The following is a 12,240-nucleotide window of genomic DNA, read 5'->3' as shown; positions in this document are numbered from 1 at the left end:
GAGACGGACGGACGGCCCAGGGCGGTGTCAGTCGAGGCCGAGCTCGTCCTTGGAGTACGCGAACAGGTACGGCACTCCCGCGCCCGCTTCGATCTTCTCGGCGGCGCCGGTGGCGCGGTCGACGATGGTCGCGACGGCGACGACCTCGGCGCCCGCCTCGCGCACGGCCTCGACGGCGGTGAGCGGGGAGCCACCGGTGGTGGAGGTGTCCTCGACGACGAGCACGCGCCGTCCGGCGATGCCCGGACCCTCGACCCGGCGCTGGAGCCCGTGCGCCTTGGCGGCCTTGCGGACGACGAAGGCGTCCAGGCGCTTCCCGCGCGCGGCGGCGGCGTGCAGCATGGCGGCGGCGACGGGGTCGGCGCCCATGGTGAGCCCGCCCACCGCGTCGAACTCCAGCTCGGCGGTCAGGTCGAGCAGCACCTGTCCGACCAGCGGGGCGGCCTCGCCGTCGAGGGTGATGCGCCGCAGGTCGACGTAGTAGTCGGCTTCCAGACCCGACGACAGGGTCACCTTGCCGTGCACCACGGCCTTGTCCTTGATCTGCTGCAGCAGCTCGCCACGTACGTCACTCATGCCTGTCAGCTTAGACAGCTCACAGGACGCGCCAGCTCCAGGTGGTCGTGGCCTCCAGCGGCTCCAGCGGCGTGACCAGCCGGGGCAGGGTGTTCAGCCCGTTGGGCGGCCCGGTCTGCGGTTCGACGCAGACGGCGGCCTCCTGCTCGTCGTACACGACGACCCACTCCTCCCGGCCGGCCACCTTCAGCTCCAGCTGCCCCGGCCAGGTGAGCGTGACATCGACGCCCCCGGGCATCCCGAAGCAGTCGTCCCAGGGGCCGGGCAGGGGGGCGATCCGGTTGCCGGTGGGAAGGTGGTCGTCGCCGCGCTCCTCCTGCCAGGCCGGGTCGAAGTCGAGCCGGACGTCCTCGGCGCCGTCGCCGCCGAGGTTGCGGTTGAACCAGGGGTGCCAGCCGATCTGGGCCGGGAAGGACGTCTCGTACGTCTCGACCGACATGGTGAGGCTGAGGCTGTCCGGGGTGAGCGCGATGACATGGGTGACCCGGCCGGGGTAGGGCCACGGCTCGACCAGGTCGTACGTGATGACGGCCTCGTCCCCGGCGACGCGGGCGACCTTCCAGTCGCCGTCGCGGGCGGTGCCGTGGATCGCGTGCGGCGGGGCGTTGAGCGGCATCTGGCGGACGACGGCACCGTCGAGGAAACGGCCGTCCCGGATCCGCCCGCACCAGGGAACCATCGGGAAGCACCCGAACCGCTCCCCCTGACGGAGCAACTCGGTCCCCCCGACGCGCAGTCCCCCGACCCGTCCGCCGTTCCCCGGCTGGACGTCCACTTCCGCGTCGCCCGCGGTCAGAGTGATGTGTTCGTTGCTCACGGTACGACCCTACTGGGACGATCAAGCTCCCAGCAGCGCATGCCCCTTGCCTGGCTCGAACGGTTCGATGGGGTCGACGGGATCGATGCGGTCGAACGTCTCGACGGGGTCGACGGGGTCGACGGGGTCGACGGCTGCGAACGGCTCGACGGGCTCAACGCCGTCGCCGCAGCATCCGTCCCACCACGATCGCCGACGCCAGCACCACCGCGGCGGCCGGCGCCGCCCACCGCAGCGTGGATCCCGGCGTGACCGTCTGCGGCGCGGGCACCGGCGCGTACCTGCCCCGCGGCGGCGCATGGTCCACTTCCTCCGCGCTGCGCCCGATCATCGTCCGCCGGGCGTGCGCCGCCTCCGCGACGGCGGGTTCCTCCCCCGCGTCGGCTTCGGCACCGCTGTCGCCGCGTTCCTCGTCGGCTTCCGGGTCCAGCGACGGCGGCGGAACCTCGGCGTCGAAGACGGAGGCCCGCTCCTCGCCCTCCGCCGCCCCCGGATCGGCGGCATCCGGCCCCGGCACCGCGGCATCCTCGGCGTCCGGCGTCGTCTCGAAGTCGCTGGTGACCCGGGTCTCGAACTCCCCGGGAGCCAACTCCTCCACCCCGTCCCCGGCGTCTTCGGAGCCTTCGGCGTCCCCGGCGTGTTCGGTGTCCGCCCCGGTCTCCGTCGCCACCGTCCCCAACTGCTCACCGAAACGGTTCAGCAGCCGTACGGCGGCCGACTCGACCGTCTGAGCCGGAAACTCCGCGATCCGCCCGTCCGCCGAAGCGGTCCCCGCGAACCGCACCGTGGCGCCGCCCTCGGCCTCCGCCACTCGTACGGTCAGCGCGAGCTTCACGGCACCGGTGCCCCGTGCCTCCGTGGCGTCGCCCTCGGCGGCGTAGGAACCGTCGTCGAGCGCGGCGATCCGCACAGCGCCCCGATACGTGATGGTGTGACCGCCGACCCGCACCTTCAGGCGCCCGGCGACGGGCTCGGCCCCCGCGTCCTGCTGGAGACCGGGAACCGCCCGGGCCACCCGGACGGGATCGGCCAGCACCGCCCTGAGCCGCTCGGCCTCGACCGGAACGAACACCTCATGCTCCATGCTGAGCGAGCCTACCCAGCATGGCGTGAACCGCACCCGCACATCCGCGGATTCTCACCGCCGACCGGACCGGACCGAGCGACCCCACCGGCCCAAGCAGCCCTACCCGGCCCTCAATACCGCGGATCCACCAACGTCGACGCCCCCAGCCCCCCGACCCGCATCCCCTCCACACCCCGCGCCCCGGCCGCAAGCCCTTCCCGCGTCAACGTCTCCATCCGCGGCGCCCCCACTCCCGCGGGCAGTCGCAGCGCGGGCCGTCGGCCGTGGCCGGCCAGGACGAACCCCCAGTCGTGCGGGGCTCGTGCCGGGCCCGCCGAGCGGTCGGGGCCGGGGGTGAAGGCGGAGGCACGGCCGGTGACGCCGTAGGCGGTGGTGCGCAGGCCCGCCGCGCGCAGTGTGGTCTCGACGGTCCAGAAGACCCGGGGGCGGGAGGAGACCGGCCCGGCGTGGACCGCGAGGCGGCCGTGCGGGGTCAGGGCACGGCGGACGAGGCCGTAGAACTCCTGCGAGTACAGCATGGTGCTGTCGGTGATGCCGGGGTCGGGCAGATTGGAGATCACGACGTCGTACGTCGCGGGCGGCGCCGCCCGCAGCAGGCGGAAGGCGTCGCCCGTCATGACATGGACGCGGGCGTCGTCATACGCATGGTCGTTGAGGTCGGACAGCGCGGGGTCCTGGCGGGCCAGGCGCACGACCTCGGGGTCGGCTTCGGCGACGTCGACCCGGCGCACCCCCGGGTGGCGCAGCACCTCGCGCGCGGCCAGCCCGTCCCCGCCGCCGAGGATCAGTACCCGGCGGTGCTCGCCGGTCATCGCGGGGTGGACCAGGGCCTCGTGGTAGCGGCGCTCGTCGCTGCCGCTGACCCGCAGGCGGCCGTCGAGGAAGAGGTTCAGGGGGCGGCCCTGGGTGCCGCCGGTGATGACGACCTCCTGGATCTCGGTCTGGAGCGCCACCCGCACGTCCCGCCCGTACACCGCGTGCCGAGCCGCTCGTTCGAAGTCGTCGACGAGTACGGCGGCCGAGGCGAGGAGGCCGAGCACCGTGAGGTTGGCGACGACCAGCAGCCAGCGGGCGCGGCGGGTGAGGTCCCGCCGGAACAGGCCGAGGACGAGCGCGCCGCCCACGACGGCGTTGACGGCGCCGGTGATCAGGGCGGCGGTCAACTGGCCCAGCAGGGGCAGGAGGAGAAAGGGAAAGGCGAGGCCGCCGACGAGCGCGCCGACGTAGTCCGCGGCGAACAGGTCCGCGACCGCGCCGCCCGCGTCCTGGCGTCGGATGCGCTGGATCAGCTCCATCAGCAGGGGTACTTCGGCGCCGATCAGCAGGCCGATGGTGAGGGAGAAGGCGACGAGGAGGCAGCTGGGCCCGTGGGCCCACAGGCCGCCCCAGTCGCCGGTCCAGGCGAAGACGGCGTACAGGGCGAGCGCGCTGGAGCCGCCCACGAGGGCGAGTACGGCCTCGATGGCGCCGAAGCCGGCCGCGGCGAGCGGACGCAGCCGCTTGGCGACGAGTGAGCCGATGCCCATCGCGAAGACCATGACGGACAGGACGACGGATGCCTGGGTGACCGAGTCGCCGATCAAGTAGGAGGCGAGGGCGACGAGTTCGAGTTCGTACACGAGTCCGCAGGCGGCGCAGACGAAGACGCCCGCGAGGACCAGGAACCGCCCGGTCGCCGGGCGGACCGGAAGCCGCGCGCAGCCGCCCCGGTGCGCCGCTGGGCCGGGTGGGGCGGGGGCCTGCGGTTCGATCACGCTGCCGACGGTACGTTACGCCTGCGGCACGCTTCGTCACCCACACGTGTGGAGTTGGGGCGGCGGACGTTTGGATCCGGCCTCAGACTCCCCTGGTGCGGGGGCCCGCGGACGGGCCGGACGCGGCCGGCCGGCGCCGGGAACCACCCGCGCCCGCGCGCACCCCCACTCTGGATCTGGTCGCCACCAACTGCCCGTCCTGCGGGTAGGCGTGCCAGGTCCGCCAGTGGACCTGCCCCTCGTGGTGCTGGGCCAGCATGGCGGTGAAGGCGTGCGGGCTGCCGGGGAACACCCCGGCGAGGCCGTGCGGATGGTCGGCGACCAGGGCCAGCAACTCCTGTGCCCGGCCCGCGAACTGACCGGGCGACAGAATCTCCACCCGGGCCGCGAACTCGTACTCCCAGTCGCCGGCCCGCTTGGCGACGCCGAGCGGGAGGGGTGTGCTGCTGCCGCGGATACAGGCCACCGTCTCCGAGCAGTCGCCGCGCTCCTGCTCCACGAGCACCTGGTGGGACGCGCCGAGCAGGCGCAACTGGAGCTTCGCACCGGTCAGTTCGAGGTCCAGCGTGGCGAGCGCGGGCAGCGGCTCGCGCCCGAGTGCCCAGGCGAGATCGGCCGCGCGCGTGTCGGTGTAGGCGGTGTTCAGGGTCGTGAGCATGGATCGGCTCCGCAAGCACACAAAGAAAAGGGGAGGTGTCGGGCTCCGGCGTTTCCCGGCCGACACCGTCAGCTCGGCCCGGTCAGCCCAGTCGGCCGGTCAGAAGGAGTGTCCGCGGGACGTCCGAGGGGCTGCGTCGGTGATTTTCAGGGAATCATGAACTGTGGCGCCACCACAGCGTTTTTACCCAAGTTCGTGGGGTTTCCATCCCTCAGAGGGCTTATCAGCTCAACTGTTCAACTCCGGCGTACGCCGACCCGGGTGAGGCGTGCGCCGGGGCACCACCGGGGGCACCGGGAGCCGTACCGTACCGGAACGGCAAAGCGGGGCCGGTCCAGGCACCGGCCCCACTCGTACGGATGCGGTTCCCCCTGCTGGGGGAGCTCAGCTGCCCCGTGTCAGCTGCCTCCGCCACCGCATCCGCCTCCTCCTCCGCAGGACGAGCTGCTTCCGCCGCAGGAGGAGCTGCTTCCGCAAGAGGAGCTGCTACCGCAGGAAGAGCTGCTGGCTCCGCCGCCCGCCCACCAGCTGTTGCCGCTGCTCCCGCTGTCGTGCGACCGCCCCCTGCGGTTGTGCGAGCGGTGAGCGGGCCGTCCGCTGTTGCGCGCGATGGACACGAAGATCACGACGAACACCACTGCGACCAGCGCCACCACAATGCCTGTACCCATGGCGTCAGCCTCCTTCCGTTCCCCCGAGACGGACCGAGGCGTCCCCCCGTGGGCGCCTCCGCTCGGTGCGTGGCAGGGAGATGCCCGGCCGCGTCACGGCCCAAAGCGGAGTTGAGGAACTTCAGAGGGTTCTGCCGGCACAGGTGCCCGACCACTCCTCGGGTTCGGCCCGGCGGGCGTTCGACGTGCGTTCGGCATGAGTTTCGGCATGCACTTCGGTATCGGTTGAGGAACGTCGGAGCTTGGGCGGAGGATGACCGGCATGACCTCCAGCACCCGCCCCCTGCTCAACCGCCGGCTCGCCGGCTTCGGGACGACGATCTTCGCGGAGATGTCCGCGCTGGCCCTGCGGACCGGGTCCATCAACCTCGGACAGGGCTTCCCCGACACCGACGGCCCCGAAGAGGTCCGCGAGGCGGCCGTACGCGCGCTGCGGGAGGGCCGCGGCAACCAGTATCCGCCGGGCCCGGGCGTCCCCGAGCTGCGCGCCGCGATCACCGCGCACCAGGAGCGGCGCTACGGCCTGTCGTACGACCCCGACTCCGAGGTCCTGGTCACCGCGGGCGCCACCGAGGCCATCGCGGCGGCGCTGCTCGCACTGCTGGAGCCCGGCGACGAGGTCGTCGCGCTCGAGCCGTACTACGACTCCTACGCGGCCTGCATCGCCATGGCGGGCGGCCGGCGGGTGCCGGTCACCCTGCGGCCGGACGCGGGAGCGGGTGAGGCGGGCGAGGCGGGCGGCACGGGCGCGGAGCGGCGCTTCCGGCTCGACCTGGACGAGCTGCGCGACGCCGTGACGGACCGCACCCGCCTGCTGCTGATCAACACCCCGCACAACCCCACCGGCACGGTCCTCACCCGGGCGGAGCTGGCCGCGATCGCCGAGCTGGCGGTGGAGCGGGATCTGCTGGTGGTGACGGACGAGGTGTACGAGCACCTGGTCTTCGACGACGCCGAGCACCTGCCGCTCGCCACGTTCCCGGGGATGCGGGAGCGGACGGTGACCATCGGGTCGGCCGGCAAGACGTTCTCCTTCACCGGCTGGAAGGTCGGCTGGATCACGGCCGCGCCCGGCCTGGTGGCGGCGGTGCGCGCGGCGAAGCAGTTCCTGACGTACGTCTCGTCGGGGCCGTTCCAGTACGCGGTCGCCGAGGCGCTCGCGCTGCCCGACGGCTACTTCACGGCCTTCCGCGACGACATGCGGGCCAAGCGGGATCTGCTGGCGGCGGGGCTCGCGGACGCGGGCTTCGAGGTGTTCCGGACCGCCGGCACGTACTTCATCACCACCGACATCCGGCCCCTCGGCGAGACGGACGGTTTCGCCTTCTGCCGCGCGCTGCCGGAGCGGGCCGGGGTGGTCGCCATCCCGAACGCGGTCTTCTACGACCACCGGGACGCGGGGGCGCCCTTCGTACGGTTCGCCTTCTGCAAGCGCAAAGGTGTGCTGGAGGAGGCGGCCTCCCGACTCAAGACGCTGGCCACCTGACGGTTACAGGCGTACCAGCGTCTGTGCCGGCTACCCGGCCGGGAGTCCCTCGTCAGCGGGCGTCCACCTCGGGTTCCGGACGCGGGAGTTCGTCGAGATCGAGGGTGAAGGTGCGGCCGTCGGCCAGGGGGATGGGCAGCTTGCCCGTGCCGTACTTGTGGGTGTGTGCGGCGATGTAGCCGGTGGCGGTCGGCTGGGTGTGAAGGACGACTTCCTGGGCGTAGGGGTCCACCACCAGGTAGATCGGGATTCCATAGCGGCCGTACTTGGCGGTGCAGTCGTCGTAGTCCTTGCGTGCGGAAGAGGCCGAGACGACCTCGGAGATCAGCAGGACGTCCTCGAAGCTGTAGCGCTTGCCTTCCTTGCGTGCATCCTCGCGCAGGATCGCGAGGTCGGGGGCGGAGTTCTCGACGGCGGGGAAGTCGATGTAGACACCGGAGGTGACCTTCGCGTGACGACCGAGGGCGAGAGCGGAGTCGATCTGCATCGACCTGATGGTGCTGGAGTGCTCTTCGCTCTGCGGGGTCATGATCACCTTTCCGTCGGCCCCGAACAGGACCGTGTACCCCTTGGGGAACTCGGTGTGCACGATCGCGTCGACGCTCATGGACGGCTCCTTCCCGTGTGTGGTCAGGATAGGACGGACAGTGCCGCGTCACCGAGCCCGTCGGTACGGTCGGCAGACCGGTCGGGACAGGCTGTGCGATCTGCTGGCGGCGGGGCTCGCGGACGCGGGCTTCGAGGTGTTCCGGACCGCCGGCACGTACTTCATCACCACCGACATCCGGCCCCTCGGCGAGACGGACGGTTTCGCCTTCTGCCGCGCGCTGCCGGAGCGGGCCGGGGTGGTCGCCATCCCGAACGCGGTCTTCTACGACCACCGGGACGCGGGGGCGCCCTTCGTACGGTTCGCCTTCTGCAAGCGGACCGAGGTCCTCCAGGACGCGGCGCAGCGACTGAAGGCCCTGGCGGGCTGAGGCGGGCGCCAGGGCCTCACGAGGCGGGGCGGGCCCCGGGAAAAGCGCGGGTCGGGCGCTGGGAAAAGCGCGGGCCGGGCGCTGGGAAAAGCGCGAGCCCGGCCCGGCACCCGGCCCGGTGCGGGCCGGTGCCCTGGCCGGGCTCCGCCGGGGGCTACTCCTCGTCGCCCTCGGGCTTCTCCGCGTCGTTGATCTCCTGCTCGAGGCCGAGCTGCTCGACGAGCCACTTGTCGAACTCGATGGCGGCCCGCACCCAGCTGACCGTCGACGAGACGAAGTGCTCCAGGCTGACGCCGGTGCCGATCAGCATCTGCGCCTCGCCGATCAGGCGGACGGTGCCGTCGTCGTGCGTGTGGCTGTAGACCTTGGGCCACAGCGTCCGGCGGTTCCAGTCGTCGATCGACTCGAGGAGCTGCGGCTTCTCGTCGATCTTGTGGGGCCGGTCGTAGAACGTCCGCACCGAGAAGACCTGCTGGTCACCCTCGCCGCGGAACATGAAGTACGTACGGAACTGCTCCCACGGCGCCGCGAGGTCACCCTCGTCGTCGACGACGTACTTCAGCTCCATCTGGTCGAGGAGCTGCTTCACGAGGTCCTGATCCGGGATTACGGGGCCGGGCGGAGGCCCGGGCTGCGGCTGCTGGCCCCCGAAGTTCGGAATCGAGGACGGGTCGATGCTCACCGTGATTTTCCCTTCGTACGGATCCCGCCATCCTCCCTCATCCGGGGAGGGGGGTGGCAAGCCCGACGGGGCCTGTCAGCCGTCAGCTGACTGATCCCGGGCCACGCGGGTGACGGGCCCCGGCCGGCGGACGGCATGATCGCGGCATGCGGATGAGGAGAGAGCTGCGGTGGCTGCTGTGGGGGCTGTGGCTGGCGTGTCTGGTGGTCGCCCTCTGGTTCATGGCGGTGGTGATCACGCTGCTGGCCGACAGCATGCCGTTCGACCGGCTCCAGAACTGACAGGCCCGCCACCGATGGGTGGCGGGCCTCCCGCGACAGCGGTTGCCGGCCGGGCAGCGGCGGCTACAGCGTCTTGCCGGTCGCCGGTCCGACGATCAGACCGTCCTCGAACGCGTCGACCCGGACCGTGTCGCCGTCCTTGACCTCGCCGGAGAGGATCTCCTTGGCGAGGCGGTCGCCGATGGCGGTCTGGACGAGGCGGCGCAGCGGGCGGGCGCCGTAGGCCGGGTCCATGCCCTCGTCGGCGAGCCAGGCCAGCGCCTCGTCGGTGATCTCCAGGGTGAGCCGGCGTTCCGCGAGCCGCCGGGCGAGCCGGTCGATCTGGAGGCGGGCGATACGGCTCAGCTCGTCCTTCGTCAGGGCCGAGAAGACCACCAGGTCGTCGAGCCGGTTGAGGAACTCGGGCTTGAAGGAGGTGCGGACCACCTCCAGCACCTGCTCCCTCTTCTCCTCCTCGCTGGTGACCGGGTCGACCAGGTACTGACTGCCGAGGTTCGACGTGAGCACCAGGATCGCGTTGCGGAAGTCGACCGTCCGCCCCTGACCGTCCGTCAGCCGCCCGTCGTCCAGCACCTGCAGCAGGATGTCGAAGACCTCCGGGTGCGCCTTCTCCACCTCGTCGAGCAGCACCACGCTGTACGGCCGCCTGCGCACCGCCTCGGTCAGCTGGCCGCCCTCCTCGTAGCCGACGTACCCGGGAGGCGCGCCGACCAGCCGGGCCACGCTGTGCTTCTCGCCGTACTCGGACATGTCGATGCGGACCATCGCCCGCTCGTCGTCGAAGAGGAAGTCGGCGAGGGCCTTGGCGAGTTCGGTCTTGCCGACGCCGGTGGGGCCGAGGAAGAGGAACGAGCCGGTCGGGCGGTCCGGGTCGGCGATGCCGGCGCGGGTGCGGCGTACGGCGTCGGACACGGCCTGCACCGCCTCCGTCTGGCCGATCAGCCGCTTGCCCAGCTCGTCCTCCATGCGCAGCAGCTTCTGCGTCTCGCCTTCGAGGAGACGGCCGGCCGGGATGCCGGTCCAGGCGGCCACGGTGTCGGCGATGTCGTCCGAGCCGACCTCCTCCTTGACCATCGTGGACTTGGCGGCCTCCTCCTCGGCCTGCGAGGCGGCCTCCAGGTCCCGCTCCAGGGCCGGGATCTCGCCGTAGAGGAGCTTGCTGGCGGAGTCGAAGTCGCCGTCGCGCTGGGCGCGTTCGGCCTGTCCGCGCGCCTCGTCGAGCCGTTCCTTCAGCTCGCCGACGCGGTTGAGGGACTGCTTCTCCTTCTCCCAGCGGGCGGTCAGGCCCCGCAGCTCCTCCTCCTTGTCGGCGAGGTCGCGGCGCAGCCGCTCCAGGCGTTCGAGGGAGGCCGCGTCGGTCTCCTTGCTGAGGGCCAGCTCCTCCATCTTCAGCCGGTCCACGGACCGCTGGAGCTCGTCGATCTCGACGGGGGAGGAGTCGATCTCCATCCGGAGCCGGGAGGCGGCCTCGTCGACGAGGTCGATGGCCTTGTCGGGCAGGAAGCGGGAGGTGATGTAGCGGTCGGAGAGGGTGGCCGCGGCGACCAGCGCGCTGTCGGCGATCTGGACCTTGTGGTGGGCCTCGTAGCGCCCCTTGAGCCCGCGCAGGATGGCGATGGTGTCCTCGACGGTAGGCTCGGCGACCAGCACCTGCTGGAAGCGCCGCTCCAGGGCGGGGTCCTTCTCGATCCGCTCGCGGTACTCGTCCAGGGTGGTCGCGCCCACCATGCGCAGCTCACCGCGGGCGAGCATGGGCTTGAGCATGTTGCCGGCGTCCATGGCGGAGTCCCCGCCGGCGCCGGCCCCGACGACGGTGTGCAGCTCGTCGATGAAGGTGATGATCTGCCCGTCGGAGTCCTTGATCTCCGCGAGCACCGTCTTCAGCCGCTCCTCGAACTCACCGCGGTACTTGGCCCCGGCGACCATCGCACCGAGGTCGAGCGCGACGAGCCGCTTGTCCTTCAGCGACTCCGGCACGTCCCCCTTGACGATCCGCTGGGCGAGCCCTTCGACGACGGCGGTCTTGCCGACGCCGGGTTCACCGATGAGCACGGGGTTGTTCTTGGTCCGGCGCGACAGCACCTGCACCACGCGCCGGATCTCCTGGTCCCGCCCGATGACGGGATCGAGCTTGCCCTCCCGGGCCGCGGCCGTGAAGTCGGTACCGAACTTCTCCAGCGCCTTGTACTGCCCCTCGGGGTCGGCGGTGGTGACCCGGCGCCCGCCGCGCGCCTTCTGGAAGGCGTCCAGCAGCTTCTTCGCACCGGCGCCCTGCCGGGTGAGCACGTCACCCGCCTGGCCGCCCTTGGCGGCGATGCCGATGAGCAGGTGCTCGGTGGAGAGATAGTCGTCGCCGAGGTCCTTGGCCCGCGCCTGGGCGTCCGCGATGACGGCGAGCAGCTCACGGTTGGGCTGCGGGGGCGCGACGGTGGACCCGGTCACGCTGGGCAGCGCGGCGAGCGCCTTCTCCGCGCCCGCCCGTACGGCCGCCTGGTCGGCGTCGACGGCGGCCAGCAGGTCGATGATGTTCTCGTTGTCCTGCCCCTGGAGCAGAGCCAGAAGCAGGTGGGCGGGGGTGAGGTCCGGGTGCCCCTCGGTCACGGCCCGGTTGCCGGCCGCGTTGATGGCGTCCCGGCTCCTGTTGGTCAGCTCGGCGTCCACGTGTCCCCTTCTCCTCCTGGCGTCAGCGTCTCCCAGTACTGACTGAGTCAGCGTACACAAAGTTGAGTCTATTCCGCTCAAGGTGTCTCGAGGTCCGATCGGGATACCGGCGGGAGATGTGCCGGGGCCCGGCAGGGCTTAGGGTCCGCCCATGGCCGCACACCCCCAGGACCCCGGCGCGCCCGACGCGCCGTACCTAGCCTTCTGGCTTGAGAAGCACCTGTGCACCCTGACGACCCTTCGTCCGGACGGCACCCCGCATGTAGTACCCGTCGGAGTCACATACGACCCGGAGGCGCGTCTGGCTCGGGTGATCGCGAGCAAGACCAGCCGGAAGGTGAGCCATGTGCTGTCCGCCGGCCCGGACGGGGCGCGGGTGGCCGTCTGCCAGGTGGACGGACGGCGCTGGGCCACGCTGGAGGGCGTGGCGCGGGTCCGCAACGAGCCGGAGCGGATCGCGGAGGCGGAGCGGCGGTACGCGGTCCGCTACGGGCGCGACCCGCGGCCGAATCCCGACCGGGTGGTGATCGAGATCGAGTTGCGCCGGGCGATGGGCAAAGGGTGAACCCGGTGCGGCGGGGGGGGGGGGG

At 71.8% G+C, this 12,240-nt stretch carries 11 protein-coding genes and 1 pseudogene; 4 read left to right on the top strand and 8 right to left on the bottom strand.

Translation table 11 applies throughout. The annotated features are described in order from the left end of the window. Window positions 1-27 precede the first annotated feature (27 nt). The 5 genes from pyrE to ACHBTE_RS25795 form a co-directional block, all read right to left on the bottom strand. A complete protein-coding gene (gene pyrE, locus ACHBTE_RS25815; RefSeq protein WP_394726465.1) occupies window positions 28-576 on the bottom strand; it encodes an orotate phosphoribosyltransferase in 549 nt (182 codons plus the stop codon). Window positions 577-595: 19 nt separating this feature from the next. Continuing rightward, window positions 596-1,393: an aldose 1-epimerase gene (locus tag ACHBTE_RS25810; protein WP_394726464.1), complete on the bottom strand. Its 798-nt coding sequence runs from the start codon at window positions 1,391-1,393 to the stop codon at window positions 596-598. 154 nt (window positions 1,394-1,547) lie between these two features. Then, window positions 1,548-2,477 (bottom strand): SRPBCC domain-containing protein, encoded by a 930-nt coding sequence (locus ACHBTE_RS25805; RefSeq protein ID WP_394726463.1) that lies wholly within the window; start codon window positions 2,475-2,477, stop codon window positions 1,548-1,550. Window positions 2,478-2,590: 113 nt separating this feature from the next. Beyond that, entirely contained in the window at window positions 2,591-4,234 is a 1,644-nt protein-coding gene (locus ACHBTE_RS25800) for a polyamine aminopropyltransferase (RefSeq protein ID WP_394726462.1), read from the bottom strand. A gap of 82 nt (window positions 4,235-4,316) precedes the next feature. Beyond that, window positions 4,317-4,892 (bottom strand): DUF2617 family protein, encoded by a 576-nt coding sequence (locus ACHBTE_RS25795; protein WP_394726461.1) that lies wholly within the window; start codon window positions 4,890-4,892, stop codon window positions 4,317-4,319. A 924-nt stretch (window positions 4,893-5,816) separates the two neighbouring features. On the opposite strand from ACHBTE_RS25795, the gene ACHBTE_RS25790 reads away from it, so the two are divergent. After that, window positions 5,817-7,049: a pyridoxal phosphate-dependent aminotransferase gene (locus tag ACHBTE_RS25790; RefSeq protein WP_394726460.1), complete on the top strand. Its 1,233-nt coding sequence runs from the start codon at window positions 5,817-5,819 to the stop codon at window positions 7,047-7,049. Window positions 7,050-7,101: 52 nt separating this feature from the next. Here the strand turns inward: ACHBTE_RS25790 and ACHBTE_RS25785 are convergent, their stop codons facing one another. Beyond that, a complete protein-coding gene (locus ACHBTE_RS25785; RefSeq protein WP_394726459.1) occupies window positions 7,102-7,656 on the bottom strand; it encodes a Uma2 family endonuclease in 555 nt (184 codons plus the stop codon). 97 nt (window positions 7,657-7,753) lie between these two features. Here ACHBTE_RS25785 and ACHBTE_RS25780 point away from each other — a divergent pair. Continuing rightward, window positions 7,754-8,026, top strand: a pseudogene (locus tag ACHBTE_RS25780) (aminotransferase); the annotation flags it as partial. Window positions 8,027-8,180: 154 nt separating this feature from the next. On the opposite strand, the gene ACHBTE_RS25775 reads toward ACHBTE_RS25780, so the two are convergent. Then, a complete protein-coding gene (locus ACHBTE_RS25775) occupies window positions 8,181-8,708 on the bottom strand; it encodes a YbjN domain-containing protein (RefSeq protein WP_394726458.1) in 528 nt (175 codons plus the stop codon). A 146-nt stretch (window positions 8,709-8,854) separates the two neighbouring features. On the opposite strand from ACHBTE_RS25775, the gene ACHBTE_RS25770 reads away from it, so the two are divergent. Then, entirely contained in the window at window positions 8,855-8,989 is a 135-nt protein-coding gene (locus ACHBTE_RS25770; protein ID WP_394726457.1) for a hypothetical protein, read from the top strand. A 63-nt stretch (window positions 8,990-9,052) separates the two neighbouring features. Here the strand turns inward: ACHBTE_RS25770 and clpB are convergent, their stop codons facing one another. Next, a complete protein-coding gene (gene clpB, locus ACHBTE_RS25765; protein ID WP_394726456.1) occupies window positions 9,053-11,650 on the bottom strand; it encodes an ATP-dependent chaperone ClpB in 2,598 nt (865 codons plus the stop codon). A gap of 151 nt (window positions 11,651-11,801) precedes the next feature. Here clpB and ACHBTE_RS25760 point away from each other — a divergent pair, with 151 nt between their 5' ends. Continuing rightward, window positions 11,802-12,215 carry a pyridoxamine 5'-phosphate oxidase family protein gene (locus tag ACHBTE_RS25760; RefSeq protein WP_394726455.1) on the top strand — a complete coding sequence of 138 codons (414 nt, stop codon included), beginning with the start codon at window positions 11,802-11,804 and terminating at the stop codon, window positions 12,213-12,215. Window positions 12,216-12,240: the final 25 nt, after the last annotated feature.

The sequence above is a fragment of the Streptomyces sp. M41 genome, from assembly GCF_043673425.1.
In the GTDB taxonomy this organism is placed as follows: domain Bacteria; phylum Actinomycetota; class Actinomycetes; order Streptomycetales; family Streptomycetaceae; genus Streptomyces.
The sequence above is the reverse complement of the archived record's forward strand: the minus strand, read 5'-3'. Positions and strand labels throughout refer to the sequence as shown.